Source organism: Oryzisolibacter propanilivorax (assembly GCF_900103645.1).
Classification (GTDB): Bacteria; Pseudomonadota; Gammaproteobacteria; order Burkholderiales; family Burkholderiaceae_C; genus Melaminivora; species Melaminivora propanilivorax.
The window spans coordinates 197,333-214,143 of record NZ_FNHP01000001.1 but is presented as its reverse complement, the minus strand read 5'-3'; the positions used below and the strand labels follow the sequence as shown (position 1 = coordinate 214,143).

The following is a 16,811-nucleotide window of genomic DNA, read 5'->3' as shown; positions in this document are numbered from 1 at the left end:
GGCCGCGGCGCCGGTCAGTGGCCGGCCGCGCCCAGCCAGCGCGCGGCGCCGGCACCGGCCGCCTGTCCGCTGGCGAAGCATGCCGTGAGCAGGTAGCCGCCGGTGGGCGCCTCCCAGTCCAGCATCTCGCCGGCGCAGAACACGCCGGGCAGCGCGCGCAGCATCAGCGCGCCGTCCAGTGCCTGCAGCGCCACGCCGCCGGCGGTGCTGATGGCTTCGTCGACCGGGCGCGGCGCGGCCAGCGTCAGCGGCAGCGCCTTGATGGCCGCGGCCAGCCGCTCGGCATCGTGCATGCCCTCCTTGCCCAGCACCTCGTGCAGCAGCGCCGCCTTGATGCCGGCCAGGCCCAGGCGGCTCTTCAGGTGGCTGGCCAGGCTGCGCGCGCCGCGCGGGTGCCGCACTTCGGCCAGCACACGCTCCGGGCTGTGGTCGGGCAGCAGGTCCAGGTGCAGCGTGGCGTGGCCGTGCGCGGCGATCTCGTCGCGCAGCAGGCTGGAGGCGGCGTAGACCAGGCTGCCCTCGATGCCGGTGGCGGTGGCGACGAACTCGCCGCGCCGCGCGAAACTGCGCCCCTGGCTGTCGGTGAAGTGCAGCGCCACCGACTTCAGCGGCTGGCCGGCGAAGCGCCCGGCGAAATACGCCGACCAGCCCGGCCGCGGCGCGTCCTGGCGGCCGAGCAGCTCGCGCAGGAATTCGCGCCGCGTCTCGCCTGCGTCCTGCGCGCCGCCCAGCACGTCGAAGCCGCAGTTGGCCGGCTGCAGCGGCGCGATCTCTACCCCGCGCTCCTGCAGCCAGGGCACCCAGGCGCCGTCCGAGCCCAGCCGCGCCCAACTGGCACCCCCCAGCGCCAGCACCACGGCGCGCGCCTGCACGCGTAGCGCGCCCGTGGGCGTGGTCAGCAACAGCGGCGGCGGCGCCGCGTCGGCAGCGCGCGCGGCATCGGCTTCAGCCCCGGCAGCGCCCCAGCCCTGCCAGCGGTGGCGCATGTGCAGCTGCACCCCGGCAGCGCGCAGGCGCTGCAGCCAGGCGCGCAGCAGCGGCGCGGCCTTCATGTCGGTCGGGAACACGCGTCCGGAGGTGCCGACGAAGGTCTCGATGCCCAGGCCTCCGGCCCAGTCGCGCAGCGCGTCCGGGCCAAAGGCCTGCAGCAGCGGCGCCAGCGCCTCGGCGCGCGCGCCGTAGCGCGTGAGGAAAGGCGCGAGCGGCTCGGAGTGCGTCAGGTTCAGTCCGCCCTTGCCGGCCAGCAGGAACTTGCGCCCGGCGGACGGCATGGCATCGAACACGTGCACCGCGCGCACGCCGGCAGCGGCGGCGGCCTCGGCGGCCATCAGGCCGGCCGGGCCGGCGCCGATCACGGCCAGGTCGCAGTCCAGGGTGGCCACTTCAGGCGTGGGCGATGGGGTTTCAGTCGAAGAAGAAGTCATGGCAGTCAAAACAGTTCGCCCTGGCGGGTGTCGTCCAGGGGCACCAGGTGGCCTTCGCCGGTGAGGAAGGCGGCGCGCACGGTCTCGCCCGGCAGCAGCGCGCGTACCGCGTCGCGGTAGCGCTGCATCTGCGCGCGCAGCTGCGCCTGGCGTTCGGGTTCGGCGGCGCTCTTGTAGTCCAGCACCCACCAGCCGGCTAGCGCCCCAGCGCGCCGGCGCACCAGGCGGTCGATGCGCAGGCTCTGGCCCTGCCAGGTCAGCGGCACCTCGTTCATGGCCTGCTCGACGTGCGCCGCGCTCCAGGCCCAGGCGCCCTCGCCCTGCAGGATGCGCCGCGCCATGGCGGCGGCCTGCGCGGCGGCGTCGGGCGCGATCTCGAAGTCGCAGGCCAGGCGGGCCAGGCGGGCGGCATTCCAGGCGGTCTCGCCGCCGGCGGCCTGCTCCAGCAGCTGGTGCATGGCCTCGCCCTGGCGCGACAGCGGCGTGCTGGCGGACGTGGCGCGCTCGCTGTCCTCGCGCGGCGGCGGGGGCACGTAGGCGGGCAGCTCGGGCAGCTCGATGGGCACGGCGGCGGCCTGCGCGGCCGGGTCGTACGGTGCATCGCCGGGCAGCGGAACGGGCTGCAGGTCGGGCAGCAGGCGGTCCCACCAGCTGCCGGCCAGCGGCCCGTCCTTGCTGCCCTGCACGCTGGACAGCACCAGGCACTGGCGCGCGCGCGTCATGGCCACGTACAGCAGGTTCAGCTCCTCGCGCTGGCGCTCGGCCAGCTCGGCGGCGAGCACCTCGCAGGCGCTGGCCGGCGGCTGCTTCTCGCTGGCCAGGAAGATGAAATGCCGCGGCACCGCGTGCTCGCCCGGCCAGTCCACCAGCGCGCCCATGCTCTCGGCGCGCTGGCCGGCGGCGTCGGTGTCCAGCAGCAGCACGGCGTCGGCCTCCAGGCCCTTGGCGCCGTGGATGGTCAGCAGGCGCACCGCCTGCGCGTCCACGCGCAGCGGCGCGCGCGGGCCGGCGCGGCGCATGGCGCGCACGAAGGCGTAGGGCGTCAGGTAGCGGCCCCCGGCCTCGTCCAGCGCCGCGGCCAGCAGCGCGCGCAGGTGCGCCAGCACGCTGGCGCGCTGGGTCGCGGGCGTGGCGGCGGCGTAGCGCGCCAGCACGTCGCGGTGTTGGTAGATGGCCTGCAGCGCGTCGTGCGGCGGCAGTGTGGCCACCCAATGCTGATATTGGGTCAGATCGGCCCTCAGCCCTTGCGGAACATGGGCATTCAGCTCTTCATTTTGTAGCACGTCGAACCAGCTGCAGGGCACGGGCGGCTGTTGCTCTTCGGGCAGCGCGTCCCAGCGCGCCTGCAGTTCGCGCCGCTTCAGCACGATCTGCACCAGCGCCGCGTCGTCCAGGCCGAACAGCGGCGACTTCAGCGCCCGCGCCAGCGCCAGGTCATGCCCGGGCGAGACCAGCGCATCCAGCAGCGCCACCAGGTCCTGCACCTCGGGCGCGTCGGCCAGCTGCAGCTTTTCCGGCTGCACGCAGGGGATGTGCAGCGCGCGCAGCGCGTCCTGCAGCTGCGCCAGCCGGTCGCGCTTGCGCGCCAGCACCAGGATGGCCTGCGGCGGCGTGCCGCTGGCGACCTGCTGCGCCACCCAGCGCGCGGCCTGCGCGCACTCGCGCATCAGCAGGGTTTCCTCGGCCTCGTGGCGTGCCTGGGCCAGGCTGTCGCGCCAGGGCGGCGCGTCGTCCGCGTCGTCGCTGTCCAGCGCGCCGGCATCGCCCTTGCGCGGGCGCCCGATGGGCGGCAGGCGCAGCAGCGCGCCCGCGTCGCGCGACTCGGTGGTGTGGCCGCGAAAACCGCTGTAGTCGCCGCTGGCCTGCGCCGCCAGCATGACGCGGTTGACGCAGTCGATGACGCCGGTGGCGTTGCGCCGCGTGTGGTCGCAGGCCAGCAGGTCGCCGCCCAGCGCATCGCGCACGAAGGCCTGGGCGGCGCGGAACACCTGCGGCTCGGCGCGGCGAAAGCGGTAGATGCTCTGCTTGGGGTCGCCGACGATGAATACGCTGGGCGCCTGCTGCCCGCCGCCGGCGCCGGCGTAGCCCGACAGCCAGGCGTGCAGCGCCTGCCACTGCAGCGGGTTGGTGTCCTGGAACTCGTCGATCAGCAGGTGGCGCACGCGCGTGTCCAGGCGCTCCTGCACCCAGCCGGACAGCACCGGATCGGACAGCAGCGTCAGCGCCGTGCGCTCGACGTCGTTCATGTCGATCCAGCCGCGCGCGCGCTTGAGCGCGGCGTATTCGGCCACCAGCCGGCGCGTCAACCGCGCCATGCGCTGCTGGTGCTGCCAGGCCTGGTGCTGGCGCTGCGCGGCGCACAGGCGCTGCAGTTCGGCGCCCGCCGCCTGCGCCGCGTCGAACTTCTGCAGGTTGCTGTTCAGGCGGTCATCGGTGGAGACGAACAGCGCCTTGCGCAGCAGCTGCAGGCGCTGAGGCAGGTCGTCCTGCAGCCAGGCGCCGACGATGGCGTCGGCGGCCTTGGGCGCGGTCTTGCCGCCTTGCGTGCCCAGGTCCCGCGCCCAGGCGTGCCAGCGCGCGCGGGCTGCCTCGCCCTGCAGCGCCTCGCAGGGTTCGGCCAAGCCGGCCAGCTCGGCAAACGCGGTGCCGAACGGCGGCACCGAGCGCTCGACCACGCCAGCCTCGTCGGCCAGGGTGAACTCGACGCGCTTGGCCAGCGCCGCCTCCAGCGCCTTGTGCGTTTGCGAGCGGCCATGCCCGGCCACGCAGGCTTGGTAGTCGGCGCGCAGCGCGGCGTCCTGCGCCAGCGCCTGCAGGAACGGGCGCCAGACCTCGGCCACGGCGTCGGCATCGTCTTCCAGCAGCTCGTAGCCGGTGGGCAGGCCATGCGCCGCCAGCACCGACATCGGCGCCATGGACAGCAGCGCGGCGAACCAGCTGTGGAAGGTGCGGATCTGCAGCGGCCGGCCCGCATCCAGCATCTGGCGGTACAGTTTTTGTAGCTGCCCGGCCTTGTCGCGTGCGGGCTGGGGGGCGATTCCCCGGTCGATCAGCTCCTGCACCAGCTGCTCGGGCGGGCGCGCGGCGAAGTCCTGCAGCCATTCCTGCAGGCGCTGGCGCATCTCGCCGGCGGCCTTCTTGGTGAAGGTGATGGCCAGGATCTCGTGCGGTGCGCAGCCGTCCAGCAGCGCGCGCAGGATGCGCGAGACCAGCATCCAGGTCTTGCCGGCGCCGGCGCAGGCCTCCACCGCCACGCTGCGCCGCGGGTCGCAGGCGATGGCGTAGAAGGCCTCGCGGGAAACGGACTGGCCGTTGTGTTCGTAAGCGGCTTGAACCATAAAAAGTGCGGTGCGGATCAATGCAGCGCCAGATGCTGGCGCAGGAAGGCCAGCACCTGCGCATTGAACGCCTGGTGGAATATTGCCCTGGAGAAACCCGGCCTGTCGTTGCATATGTCGGGCTGTGCCTGGGCCAGCGCCTGTGGGCAGGGGGCGAGGAAGGCGAAATGCGCAGCGCCTTCGACCACCTGCACCTGCGCCCGTACGGGCAGGTACCGGGCCAGCGCGGCAACCTGTTCGGGCAGCACGCCGTCGCCACCCCATTGCGACGACCACAGCTGCAGCGGCGCCCGCACGCCCGCCAGCGACTGCGGCCCGGGAAAGGCATTCAGCGGATCAGCGATCACCAGGGCTTTGAAGCGGCCGTCCGCCACCCACGGACCCGTGGCGGAACGGGGGTCGCGCATCTGTGCGCACAGAGGTGCGGACACGTCTGGACACGGCAGGCCGGCGCGCGCGAAATCCGGGCGCGCCCCCGCCAGCACCAGCCCGGTGAATCCGCCGCGCGAAAACCCGAAGAAACCGACCCGCCGGGCATCGATGTGCGCTGCCAGGCTCGCGTGCTGCAGCAGATGGTCGAGCAGGCGGCGCACATCGGCAGGGCGGCGCCGCAGCGTCGCCATGTCGCCGCTGCCAGCCATGTCGGTGGCCGAGTCGCCGGGGTGGTTCAGCGCCGCCACGATGAAGCCCGCGTCTGCCAACGCCTGCGCGGTATCGTGGTGACTCAGGGCACTGCCTGCGTGGCCATGCGAGACCAGTACCAGCGGATGCGTGCCTGGCGACAACGGGCAGTCGCGGACACCCTGCAGCACGAAGGGTCCCACAGGCAGGGCTTGCGCGGCCTGGGCACAGGGTGACCAGACCAGCGCCTTGAAGGCAGGGCCCTGCCCCTGCCCCTGCCCCTGCGCCTGCGCTTGCGCGGGAATCTCGATCGTGCGCAGCCCTGCCGCCTGCGCGCACAGCGCCGTGCCCCACAGCAGCAGCGCCGCCACCGCTTTGCCGCCGGCGTGAATGCCGGATAACGGGCGGTACAGCTTCATGCTTGGTCCTGCCAGAAATCTCGCCGGCACAGCCCGCGCGCGTCGCACCACTCACACGCCGCGCCCTCGCCCAGGGCGGTGATGGGCGCGCCGGCGGCGATGCGCTCCAGGTCGCGCTGGATGCCCGCGACCAGCGCGTCGCGCAGCGCTGCCACGTCGGGCTGTTCGTGGAACTTGGTCTCGCCGCGCTCGCCGACGTTGACGTAGGCGGCGCGCAGCGCGCTGCCCGGCGGCATCAGCGCGGCGTAGAAGGCCAGCTGCGTGTCCTCGCCGCCGGCCTTGACGCGCGCGGCGGTGCGCGTGCCGCTTTCGCTCTTGTAGTCGATGACCAGGTGCAGCGGCGCGCCGCCGCCCGCCGGGCGGATCACATCCACCCGGTCCAGCGTGCCCACCAGGGACACGCCGGCCAGCGGCTGCGTGGCGCGCAGCTCGGCCTGGCCGAAGGACGCGCCCTCCTTGGCTTCGTGCTGCGCCAGCCACTGCAGGTAGCCGTCGCGCAGCTGCGGCCAACCGCTGGTGTAGGGCAGGAAGTCGGCCTCGGACAGCCGCAGCGCGCACAGCGCACGTTCGGCGGCGGCGTCCATCAGCGCCGGGCGCGCTGCCTGCGCGTCCGTCGCCAGCGCCTCGTGGAAATGCTGCAGCACGGCGTGCAGCCAGGTGCCGAAGTCGCGCTTGTCCACGCCGCCGTCCAGCTCGTCGTCGCCCCGCAGGCCGAGCTGGCGCAGCGCGAAAAAGCGGTACGGGCACTGGCGCAGGTCCTCATAGGCCGAGGCGGACAGCTGCGCGACGGGCAGCGCGCTGCCATCGGCGCACGGGCGCGCCACGGGCGCGGGCGCCACGCGGCGCGGCGCGCAGGCGTCCCGGCCGGCGGCGGCCACGCCGTCGAGCTGCAGCGCCTGCACCAGCGCGCTGGCCAACAGCGGCTCACCGCCCTCGCCGGTACGCCACAGCACGTCCACGTGGGCGGTGGCCAGTGCCTGCTGCCAGGCGGCGCGCTGGGCCTGCGCCAAGTCCTCGCGCGTGGGCAGGCCCAGGCCCTCGCGCTGCGCCGCGCTCCACGGGCCGGGTGGCTCGGGCGCCACGGGCAGGCGCTTTTCGTCGCAGCCGGGCAGCACCAGCGCGTCGAAGGGCCGCGCCAGCAGCTGCGCCAGCGGCAGCACCACCACCGGCGCGCCCTCGGGGTATTCGGGGCGGTGGCGCGCGCACTCCAGCACCTCGCTGACCCAGTGCGTGAACTCGGCCAGCGCCAGGCGCCGGCCGGCGCCATCGGCGTCGTGCAGGCCGGCGTCCAGGCCGGCGGGCAGGCGCAGCTCGGCCAGCACGCGCGCACCGGCGGCGTCCTGCGCCAGAGCGTCCCAGGCGCCGCTGGCCTGCAGCGCCTCGCGCAGCGCAGCCAGCCAGTCGCGCAGCGGCCGCGCGGCCCGCAGGGCGCCGCGCCAGCGCTCGCACTGCGCCACCAGGGCGGCCTCGGCCGGGTGGCGCTGCGCCTGCTCGGCCAGGTCGTGCGCGGCGGCGCTCCAGTGCGGCGTGCCACGGCGGCGCAGCCAGCGTTCGAGCGCGCGCAGCGCCAGCGCGTCGGCGGCCGGGCTGTGCTTGAGCCAGTCGAGCACGGTATCGCTGCCCGCGTCCCAGGCACAGGCGCGCAGCAGCGCCAGCACCCGGGCGGCGGCGCGGGTGGTGGACAGCGTCCAGCCGGTCTCGTCCCGCAGCGGCACGCCTGCGCCCTGCAGCAGCGCGCATACGCGCCGGGTGAGCGCGCGGTCCATCGCCGCCAGCGCCACCGGTGCGCGGCCCTGCGCCAGGTGCGCCAGCACGCAGGCGGCGGCGCGCCGGGCCTCGGCCTCGGCATCCTCGGCCGGGTGCAGGGCGATGCATGCGGGTGGCAGTTCCGCTGCGGGGCGCAGCTGCAGCGCACCGCCGTCGTCGCCCCAGTGCTCGCGCAGCGCCTGCGCCAGCGGATCGGGCTGCAGCCCTTCGATGACCAGCAACAGCCGGGCGCAGGAGCGCGCAGGCGCGTCGAACAGCGCGTCGCTGGCGTGCCGCGAGGCCAGCACCCATTCCAGCGCCAGCTGCGCGGCGGCGGCCTCCAGGCGCAGCGCGCCGCCATCGCCGGCAGTGGGCAGCAGCGTGCGCGCCATGTCGCCCCAGGCGGCGCGGCGCCCGGGCGGCACCGCGGCAGCGGCAGCGGCCAGCTGCGCGGCCAGCTCCAGCAGCGGCCCGGCCAGCACCTCGCGCTGATCGCCCAGGCCAGCGCGCACGAGCAGCGCGCGGGCGGTGATGCTGTCGCGCGCCCGCTCGCCGGTGTATTCGGTGGCGTGAGGCGCAGACGCGGCGAACTGGCCGGCCCAGTTGCGCGTGGTCTCGAAACGCGGGGCGAAGCCTTGCGGGCAATGGCGCTGCCAGTGGCGCCGCGCCTGGGCCATCAGCTGCGCGTACGGCACCAGCACCACAGCGGCACACAGCGGCACGCCGAGCTGCCCGGCGCGTGCCTGCAGCCAGGCAAAGGCCTCGGTCCAACCCCGCGCGGGGCCATCATCTGCCGCTATGACTGTCATAGCGTCTTGCGGGCCGTCCAGGGGCCGGTGCGGGATGCGGGTTTCTGTCACAATGGCCGGCACTGTAAACGCGCCCGACGGCGCCCGTACCCGAAAAGGACTGCAAGGAACGCACCATGGCCAGCGAACTCATCAAACAACTCAGCGACGCCAGCTTCGACGCCGACGTGCTCAAGGCCTCCACGCCGGTGCTGGTGGACTATTGGGCCGAGTGGTGCGGCCCGTGCAAGATGATCGCCCCGATCCTGGACGAAGTCGCCAGCGCCTACCAGGGCCGACTGACGGTGGCCAAGATGAACGTGGACGACAACCGCGAAGTGCCGGCCAAGTTCGGCATCCGCGGCATCCCGACGCTGATGCTGTTCAAGAACGGCCAGCTGATGGCCACCAAGGTCGGCGCCCTGAGCAAGGCGCAGCTCACCGCCTTCATCGACCAGCAGCTGGGCTGACACCCCTGGCCCGCAGGACCCCGAACGGCTGCCTGCGGGCAGCCGTTTTGCTTTTCATGCGCAGGATCGCCGGCAGACCCGAAAATTTTTCCTGTCATAATTTGCGCTCCGATCACCTGTCGCAGCCATCCCTCGCGGCCAGGACCTGATCCTCGGCTCGGCCCCCCGCCACCTGCGCGTGGCACCCACGGCCCGCAGCCCGCCCCTTTCGCACCCCCCTTCGAGACATACCTTCCACTCCGCTGCAGGAGTCATTTCATGCACCTGAACGAACTCAAGGCACTCCACGTTTCCGAAGTGCTCAAGCAGGCCGAGGCCCTGGAGATCGAGAACGGCGGCCGCATGCGCAAGCAGGAGCTGATGTTCGCCATCATCAAGAAGCGCGCGAAAGCCGGCGAGCAGGTGTTCGCCGACGGCGTGCTGGAGATCCTGCCCGACGGCTTCGGCTTCCTGCGCAGCCCCGACACCAGCTACACGGCCAGCACCGACGACATCTACATCAGCCCCAGCCAGGTGCGCCGCTTCAACCTGCACACCGGCGACATGATCGAGGGCGAGGTGCGCATCCCCAAGGATGGCGAGCGCTACTTCGCGTTGACCAAGCTGGACAAGGTCAACGGCGATGCGCCCGAGAAGAACAAGCACAAGGTGATGTTCGAGAACCTCACGCCGCTGTTCCCCAAAGAACAGATGAAGCTCGAGCGCGACATCAAGGGCGAGGAGAACATCACCGGCCGCATCATCGACATCATCTCGCCCATCGGCCGCGGCCAGCGCGCGCTGATCGTCGCGCCGCCGAAGAGCGGCAAGACGGTGATGATGCAGCACATCGCCCACGCCATCACCGCCAACAACCCGGACGTGCACCTGATGGTGCTGCTGGTGGACGAGCGGCCCGAGGAAGTGACCGAGATGCAGCGTTCGGTCAAGGGCGAGATCATCGCCTCGACCTTCGACGAGCCGGCCGCGCGCCACGTGCACGTGGCCGAGATGGTCATCGAGCGCGCCAAGCGCCTGGTCGAGCTGAAGAAGGACGTGGTCATCCTGCTGGACTCGATCACCCGCCTGGCGCGCGCCTACAACAACGTCGTGCCGTCCTCGGGCAAGGTGCTGTCGGGCGGCGTGGACTCCAACGCGCTGCAGCGCCCCAAGCGCTTCTTCGGCGCGGCGCGCAAAGTGGAGGAAGGCGGCTCGCTGACCATCATCGCCACCGCGCTGGTGGACACCGGCAGCCGCATGGACGAGGTGATCTTCGAGGAGTTCAAGGGCACGGGCAACTGCGAGGTGCACCTGAGCCGGCGCCTGTACGAAAAGCGCGTGTTCCCGGCGATCGAGATGAACAAGAGCGGCACGCGCCGCGAGGAGCTGCTGCTGCCGCCCGAGATCCTGCAAAAGACCCGCATCCTGCGCCAGTTCATGTACAACATGGACGAGATCGAGTCGATGGAGCTGATGATCAAGAAGATGAAGGAGACGAAGAACAACGTCGAGTTCTTCGAGGCCATGCGCCGCGGCGGCTGAGCCCCGCCCTTCCCGGCCCGTCCAGGGCGTCCCGATAGACTCCGCAGCAGGCGCACCCGGCGCCGCCATGCTGCGGAGTTTTTTCTTTCATGCTCGAGTACCTGCGCCGCCTGCTGGGTTCGCCTCGGTCTTCCGCCGCACCTGCGCCGCCCTCGCCGCAAGTGCGCAGCCGCCAGCAGTTCGAGGCCCTGGAGCGCATCGCGCCGCTGAGCCGCGCGGGCACGGCGGACGCGTCCGACAGTGCATCGTTCGTGCGCCGCGAGCCGGTGCTGGGACGTGACGAGCGCATCGCCGGCTATACCTTCAACCTGCAGGACCAGCTGCAGTCGCGCCTGCAGGGCAAGCAGGACCTGCAGCTCAAGGTCTACGACGACCTGCTGCTGCGCAGCCTGGCATCGCTGGGCATCCACAGCCTGCTGGGGCACCGCCTGGCGTTCGTCGGGCTGTCGCCGGTGTCGCTGGACAACACCCTGCTGCGCCGGTTGCCGGCTAGCGGGACGGTGCTGATGCTCAAGCCCGGCCGCCAGCCGCTGGCACCCGATCAGCTGCAGCCCCGATTGCAGGCGCTGCGCGAAGCGGGTTTCGGTATCGGCTGGGTGCTGGGCGCCCGACTGCTGGCCGATCACCCGGCGCTGACCGCGCTGGCAGCGCAGAGCGACTATGTGCAGTTCCAGACCGCCGGCCTGGATGGCCTGCAGCTGGACACGCTGCGCCGCGAACTGGCGCGCCAGCGTCCCGCAGGCGCCCCGGCGCTGCGCCTGATGGCCCAGGAACTGGGCGCCTACGAGGAGTTCCACCTGTGCTTCAAGATGGGCTTCGACTACTTCCTGGGCGACTTCATCACCAGCCGCGAGGACTGGCACCCGCCCAGGAGCGAGATCAACCGCGCGCTGACCTTCAAGCTGCTGAACCTGCTGCGCGAGGAGGCCCCGCCGAAGGATATTGCCCAGCAGATCGCCGCCGATCCGGTGATGACCTTCAAGCTGCTGCGCTACCTGAATTCGCCCGCCATCGGCCTGCCCAGCCCGGTGGCGACCATCGACGCCGCGCTGCAGCTGCTCGGGCGTGAGCGCTTCTTTCGCTGGCTGTCGCTGCTGCTGTTCGACATCCGCCAGGCGGGCTTCCGCGAGCGGCTGCTGGCCGAACAGGCGCTCACGCGCGCCTATTTCCTGGAAGGCCTGGCAGGCCAGGGCCAGGTACCCGATCACCCCGACGAACTGTTCATCCTGGGGCTGTTTTCCATGCTCGACCTGCTGCTGGGCCAGCCGCTGGCGCGCATCGTGCAGGACACGCGCCTGCCGGACGCCGTGCAGCAGGCGCTGCTGGGCGCGCCCGGCATCCACCACGACGCACTGGCGCTGGCGCGCGCCAGCGAAAACCCGCAGTCCGGTGATCTGGAGAACCTGGCCACCGCCTGCGGCGTGGACGCGCGCCAGGTGCTGCAGCTGGGCATCGACGCGCTGGGCAAGGCCTACGCCACGCTGGAGGCGGGACAAGCCTGACCACCCGTTTTCGGCCACCCGCGCTATAATCGCCGGCTTTTCCCCTGCGACAAGTATGCTGGATGTTTCGGTGAAACAAGGGTTGTTTCCCATCCGGCACGGCTGCCGCACCTGACCGCGAAGGCCAAGACCATGAAAGAAGGCATCCACCCCAACTACCGCGACGTGCTGTTCGTGGACCTGTCCAACGGCTTCAAGTTCGTGACGCGCTCGTGCGTGAACACGAAAGAGACCGAGACCTTCGAGGGCAAGGAATACCCGCTGTTCAAGCTGGACACCTCCTCCGAATCGCACCCGTTCTACACCGGCACGCAAAAGTCCGTGGACAACATGGGCGGCCGCGTGGAGCGTTTCCGCAACCGCTTCGGCAAGAGCGCCGCAGCCGCCAAGCAGTAAGCCGCTTCGGCACCCACGCTCCTGGCGCAGCCGCTGCGCCGGCAGCGTGACATCAGGCAGCCCGGCCTCCGCCGCGCTGCCTTTTTTCTTGCCCGCGACAGCTGCGACATGGCTGGGGTTTTCCCGGCTATCCTCGCCCGATCGCGGCGCTGCCGCCCTCCCTGCCCGCCCGCGTGAACCTGCCCTCCCCTGCCATCGTCACCCAGGACGCCGTGCGCCCGCTGCCGCGCTGGGCACTGGTGCTGCTGTGCCTGACCTACACCCTGGCCGGCTATGTCGGGCGCGACCCCTGGCGTGGCGAGGATGTGGCGGCGTTTGGCTACATGCGTGCGCTGGCGCTGGGAAAGACCGACTGGACCGCGCCGCTGCTGGCCGGCCTGCCGCCTGACACCGACGGCCTGCTGCCGTATTGGCTGGGCGCCTGGGCCATCCAGGCGCTGCACGGCTGGCTGCCGGCGGACGTGGCCGCGCGCCTGCCCTTCATCGCGCTGCTGGCGCTGACTTTCATCGCCACCTGGCACGCGGTACGCCACCTGGCGCTCAACCCAGGCGCGCAGCCGGTGGCCTTCGCCTTCGGCGGCGAGGCCGAGGCGGGCGCCTATGCCCGCACCATTGCCGACGGCGGCGTGCTGGCACTCATCGCCTGCCTGGGGTTGATGCAGTACTCGCATGAGACCACCAGCTATCTCACGCAGCTGACCTGCAGCACGCTGGTCTTCGCCGCCGGCGCGCTGCTGCCGGCGCGCCCGGGCTGGGGCGCCGCAGCAGCCACTGCCGGCCTGTCAGGGCTGGTGCTGAGCGGCGCGCCGGCGCTGGCCGTGCTGCTGGGGCTGGGCAGCGCCTGGCTGGTGGCGCAGGCCCAGTCAGCCACACCACGCATGCGCTGGCAGGGCGCGGCGCTGTTGCTGGCGCTGACCGGGGCAGCTGCCGTGCTGGCCGCCGCGCTGGGGCTGTGGCGCTGGCGCATCGTGGCCTGGGACGAGGCCAAGGAGTGGCAGAGCCTGCTGCGCCTGTTCACCTGGTTCACCTGGCCGGCCTGGCCGCTGGCGCTGTGGACCTGCTGGCGCTGGCGCCAGCAGATCGCCAGCCGCGCCTGGCAGCGCCACCTGTGGCTGCCACTGTGGTTTGTGGGCGTGGCAGTGGCCGCCACCCTGACCACCCAGCCGGCCGACCGCGCCCTGCTGCTGGCGCTGCCGGCGCTGGCCACGCTGGCCGCGTTCGCGCTGCCCACGCTGCGGCGCGGGCTGGCGGCGCTGATCGACTGGTTCACGCTGCTGTTCTTCAGCATCGGCGCCATCGGCGTGTGGGTGGTGTGGCTGGCGGTGCAGACCGGCGTGCCGGCCAAGCCGGCGGCCAACGTGGCGCGGCTGGCGCCGGGCTACGAGCCGCAGTTCCTGCCGCTGGCGCTGGCCGTGGCGCTGGCGGCCACGCTGGCGTGGGGCGTGCTGGTGCGCTGGCGCACCGGCCGGCACCGCACCGCGTTGTGGAAAAGCCTGGTGCTGCCGGCCACCGGCGCCACCCTCGGCTGGGTGCTGGTGATGACGCTGTGGCTGCCGCTGTTGAACTATGGCCGCAGCTATGCGCCGCAGATCGCCGGCGTGAGCGCCGCCCTGGGCGCGCAGCCCGGCTGCATCGCCTGGCAGGGACTGAGCCGGGCGCAGCTGGCCGCCCTGGCCTACCACGGCGGCCTGGACCTGGCGGCGCCCGCGGCGCAGGCAGCGTGCGACTGGATGGTGGCCGACGCCAACGCCAGACCCGCCCCCGGCGCCGACTGGCAGCTGGTGACCAGCGTCGGCCGGCCCACCGACCGCAGCGACCGCCTGCTGGTGCTGCGCCGCGCGCTGCCACCGCCACCGGCCGAAACGCCGGACGCGCGCTGATGCGCGAACTGTCCACCGTCCTGCGCCACGCGCTCACCGTGCTGGCCGGGCAGCTGGCGGTGATGGCCTTCGGCATCACCGACACCATCGTCGCCGGCCGGCATTCACAGGACTCGCTGGCCGCGCTGTCCATCGGCTCGGCGGTGTTCATCAGCGTCTACGTGGCGCTGATGGGCGTGCTGCAGGCGCTGCTGCCGGTGTGGTCCGAGCAGCGCGGCGCCGGGCGCGACGCCGACATCGGCGCCAGCGTGCGCCAGGCGCTGTACCTGTGGCTGGTCGCCTGCGTGCTGGGCATGGCGGTGCTGCTGCTGCCCGGCACCATCCTGCGCGCCACCGAGGTGCCCCCGGCGCTGCGCGGCGAAGTCCGCGCATACCTGGCCATCCTGGCCTTCGGCCTGCCGCCGGCGATGCTGTTTCGCCTGTACAGCACGCTGAACCAGGCGCTGGGCTGGCCGCAGCTGGTGACCTGGCTGCAGGTGGGCGCGCTGGGCATCAAGATTCCGCTGTCCATATGGTTCACCTTCGGCGGCGCCGGGCTGCCGGCGCAGGGCGTGGCCGGCTGTGCCTGGGCCACGCTGGTGGTGAACTACGCGCTGGCCGGCTTCGGGCTGGTCATGCTGCGCCGCCCGGCGCTGTACGCGCCGCTGCGGCTGTGGCAGCGGCTGGAGGCGCCGGACCGGGCGCAGCTGGCGCGCTTTCTGCGCCTGGGACTGCCGGCCGGGCTGGCGATCCTGGTGGAGGTCACCTCGTTCACGCTGATGGCACTGTTCATCGCGCGCCAGGGCTCGCTGGCGTCGGCGGCGCACCAGATCGCCTCCAACCTGGCGGCCGTGCTGTACATGGTGCCGCTGTCGCTGGCGATTGCCACCAGCGCGCGCGTGAGCTTCTGGCGCGGCAGCGGCGACGAGCGCAGAGCGGTGGTCGTGGCCTGGCAGGGTTTTGGCCTTGCAGCCCTTGCTGGCTGCGGGCTTGCAGCTACGTTATTCGTAACGCGCGAGCAGATCGCCGGGCTGTACACCGACAGCGCCGAGGTGGTCGCCCTGGCCAGCGCGCTGCTGGTCTGGGTCGCCGCCTACCACGTGGCCGATGCGCTGCAGACGCTGTGCATCTTCGTGCTGCGCAGCTGGCACGTGACGCTGGCGCCGCTGCTGGTCTACGGCGTGCTGCTGTGGGGCGTGGGCCTGGCCGGCGGCCATGCGCTGGCGTACCGCGGCTTGGCCGGCATTGCGCCGCTACAGTCGCCGGCGGCGTTCTGGGGCGCCAGTGCGGCGGCGCTGGCCCTGGTGGCGCTGCTGTTCACGGCGCTGCTGGCGCTGGTGATGCGCCTGCGGCTGCGGCAGGCATGACCACGCCCGCGTCCGCGCGCACGCGCCCGGGCGGAAAGCGCAGGGCGAAGCGGCTGCCGCACCCCGGCGTGCTGTCGATCAGCAGCTGCGCGCTGTGGCGCTGCGCGACATGCTTGACGATCGCCAGGCCCAGGCCGGTGCCGCCGGTGTCGCGCGAGCGGCTGCGGTCGATGCGGTAGAAGCGCTCGGCTACGCGCGGCAGATGCTCGGGCGCGATGCCGGGGCCGCTGTCGGCCACCTCCAGCAGCGCGCCGCCATCCGCCTGTGGCTGCCAGCGCAGCGCGATGCGCCCGCCCGGCGGGGTGTAGCGCACGGCGTTGTGCAGCAGGTTGGCCAGGGCGCTGTGCAGCTCGGCGGCGTTGCCCGCCAGGCGCGCCACCGCGGCATCGGGCGGCAGCGCGATGGCCTGCGCCGGCCCCCCCGGGTACAGCGTGGCCGACAGCGCCCGGGCCTCGTCGGCGCACTGGCGCAGCAACGCCGACACGTCCACCTCGTCGCTGAAGGCGGGCAGCGGGCTGCCCTCCAGGCGCGACAGGGTCAGCAGGTCCTGCACCAGCTGCTGCATGCGCTCGCCCTGACGCGCCATCAGGCCCAGGTAGCGCTCGCGCTCGGCCCCGTCCAGCGGCAGCGTGCGCAGCGTCTCGACGAAGCCGACCAGCACGGTGAGCGGGGTGCGGATCTCGTGCGAGACATTGGCCACGAAGTCGCGGCGCATGGCCTCGGCCTGTTCCAGCTGGGTGATGTCGCGCGACAGCAGCAGGCGCCGGCCGTCGCCGCAGGGGTGCAGGCGTACCTCGACGCGCACCGGACGCGCCGGCGTGCTGGCGCGCCCGGCCAGCACCACGCCGTGCGCGCCGTCGCCGGGCGCCGCCAGCTGCTCGGTGAAGGCCGGCTCGCGCACCAGGTTGGCGATCGCCTGGCCGGCGTCGCGCGCGGCGTCGACGCCGAAATGCTCCTGCGCCGTGCGATTGCACCACTCGATGCGGTCCTGGGCGTCCAGCAGCATCACGCCGTTGGGCGAGGCCTGCAGCGCGCTCAGGATGGCCTGCAGCCGGTCCTCGCCGGCCTGCTCGCGCCGCTGCGCTTGGCGCAGCAGCCGGCGCATGTGACCGGCCGCCTCGCCCCAGGCGCCGCGCGGCTGCGGCCCGTCCTGCGCCGCGCCGCCGCGCAGCCAGGCCAGCACGCGCGCCGCGCGCCAGGCGCTGGCGGCCTGCCACAGCACGCCGGCCAGAGCGGCGCCGGCGGCCGCCCCCCAGCCCGGCGCCAGCCACGCGCCCAGCAGCCAAGCGCCCAGGGCGGCGCCGGCCAGCTGGCTGGCGGCAAACAGGCACAGGCTCGGGAGCATGGTTTTTTGCTACTC

Annotated in this window: 11 protein-coding genes; 6 read left to right on the top strand and 5 right to left on the bottom strand. The window is 72.8% G+C overall.

The window, feature by feature from the left end:
- Positions 1-14: 14 nt before the first annotated feature.
- From BLQ61_RS00930 to BLQ61_RS00915, 4 genes are read right to left on the bottom strand one after another with little or no spacing between them, the layout of a single operon-like run.
- Positions 15-1,424 (bottom strand): TIGR03862 family flavoprotein, encoded by a 1,410-nt coding sequence (locus tag BLQ61_RS00930; RefSeq protein WP_091565552.1) that lies wholly within the window; start codon positions 1,422-1,424, stop codon positions 15-17.
- Between the two features lie 5 nt (positions 1,425-1,429).
- Positions 1,430-4,762, bottom strand: a complete 3,333-nt coding sequence (locus tag BLQ61_RS00925) for a UvrD-helicase domain-containing protein (protein ID WP_091565549.1) — start codon at positions 4,760-4,762, stop codon at positions 1,430-1,432.
- Between the two features lie 17 nt (positions 4,763-4,779).
- Positions 4,780-5,802: an alpha/beta hydrolase family protein gene (locus BLQ61_RS00920; RefSeq protein WP_091565546.1), complete on the bottom strand. Its 1,023-nt coding sequence runs from the start codon at positions 5,800-5,802 to the stop codon at positions 4,780-4,782.
- A complete protein-coding gene (locus BLQ61_RS00915; RefSeq protein ID WP_091565543.1) occupies positions 5,799-8,357 on the bottom strand; it encodes a PD-(D/E)XK nuclease family protein in 2,559 nt (852 codons plus the stop codon). The genes BLQ61_RS00920 and BLQ61_RS00915 overlap by 4 nt, the downstream gene beginning before the upstream one ends.
- Before the next feature lie 116 nt (positions 8,358-8,473).
- Here BLQ61_RS00915 and trxA point away from each other — a divergent pair, with 116 nt between their 5' ends.
- From trxA to BLQ61_RS00885, 6 genes are all read left to right on the top strand, one after another.
- On the top strand, positions 8,474-8,806 hold the full coding sequence (trxA, locus tag BLQ61_RS00910) for a thioredoxin TrxA (protein ID WP_091565541.1): 333 nt from the start codon (positions 8,474-8,476) through the stop codon (positions 8,804-8,806).
- A gap of 258 nt (positions 8,807-9,064) precedes the next feature.
- Positions 9,065-10,327: a transcription termination factor Rho gene (gene rho, locus BLQ61_RS00905; RefSeq protein WP_091565538.1), complete on the top strand. Its 1,263-nt coding sequence runs from the start codon at positions 9,065-9,067 to the stop codon at positions 10,325-10,327.
- Positions 10,328-10,416: 89 nt separating this feature from the next.
- Positions 10,417-11,829, top strand: a complete 1,413-nt coding sequence (locus BLQ61_RS00900; protein ID WP_091565535.1) for an EAL and HDOD domain-containing protein — start codon at positions 10,417-10,419, stop codon at positions 11,827-11,829.
- A 132-nt stretch (positions 11,830-11,961) separates the two neighbouring features.
- On the top strand, positions 11,962-12,225 hold the full coding sequence (locus BLQ61_RS00895; protein WP_091565533.1) for a type B 50S ribosomal protein L31: 264 nt from the start codon (positions 11,962-11,964) through the stop codon (positions 12,223-12,225).
- Positions 12,226-12,398: 173 nt separating this feature from the next.
- Complete coding sequence (locus tag BLQ61_RS00890) at positions 12,399-14,105, top strand: hypothetical protein (RefSeq protein WP_091565530.1); 1,707 nt, start codon at positions 12,399-12,401, stop codon at positions 14,103-14,105.
- Positions 14,105-15,451, top strand: a complete 1,347-nt coding sequence (locus BLQ61_RS00885) for an MATE family efflux transporter (RefSeq protein WP_091565528.1) — start codon at positions 14,105-14,107, stop codon at positions 15,449-15,451. Before BLQ61_RS00890 ends, BLQ61_RS00885 begins: the two co-directional genes overlap by 1 nt.
- On the opposite strand, the gene phoR is transcribed toward BLQ61_RS00885, so the two are convergent.
- Complete coding sequence (phoR, locus tag BLQ61_RS00880; RefSeq protein ID WP_091565525.1) at positions 15,402-16,796, bottom strand: phosphate regulon sensor histidine kinase PhoR; 1,395 nt, start codon at positions 16,794-16,796, stop codon at positions 15,402-15,404. The genes BLQ61_RS00885 and phoR overlap by 50 nt on opposite strands.
- Positions 16,797-16,811 lie beyond the last annotated feature (15 nt).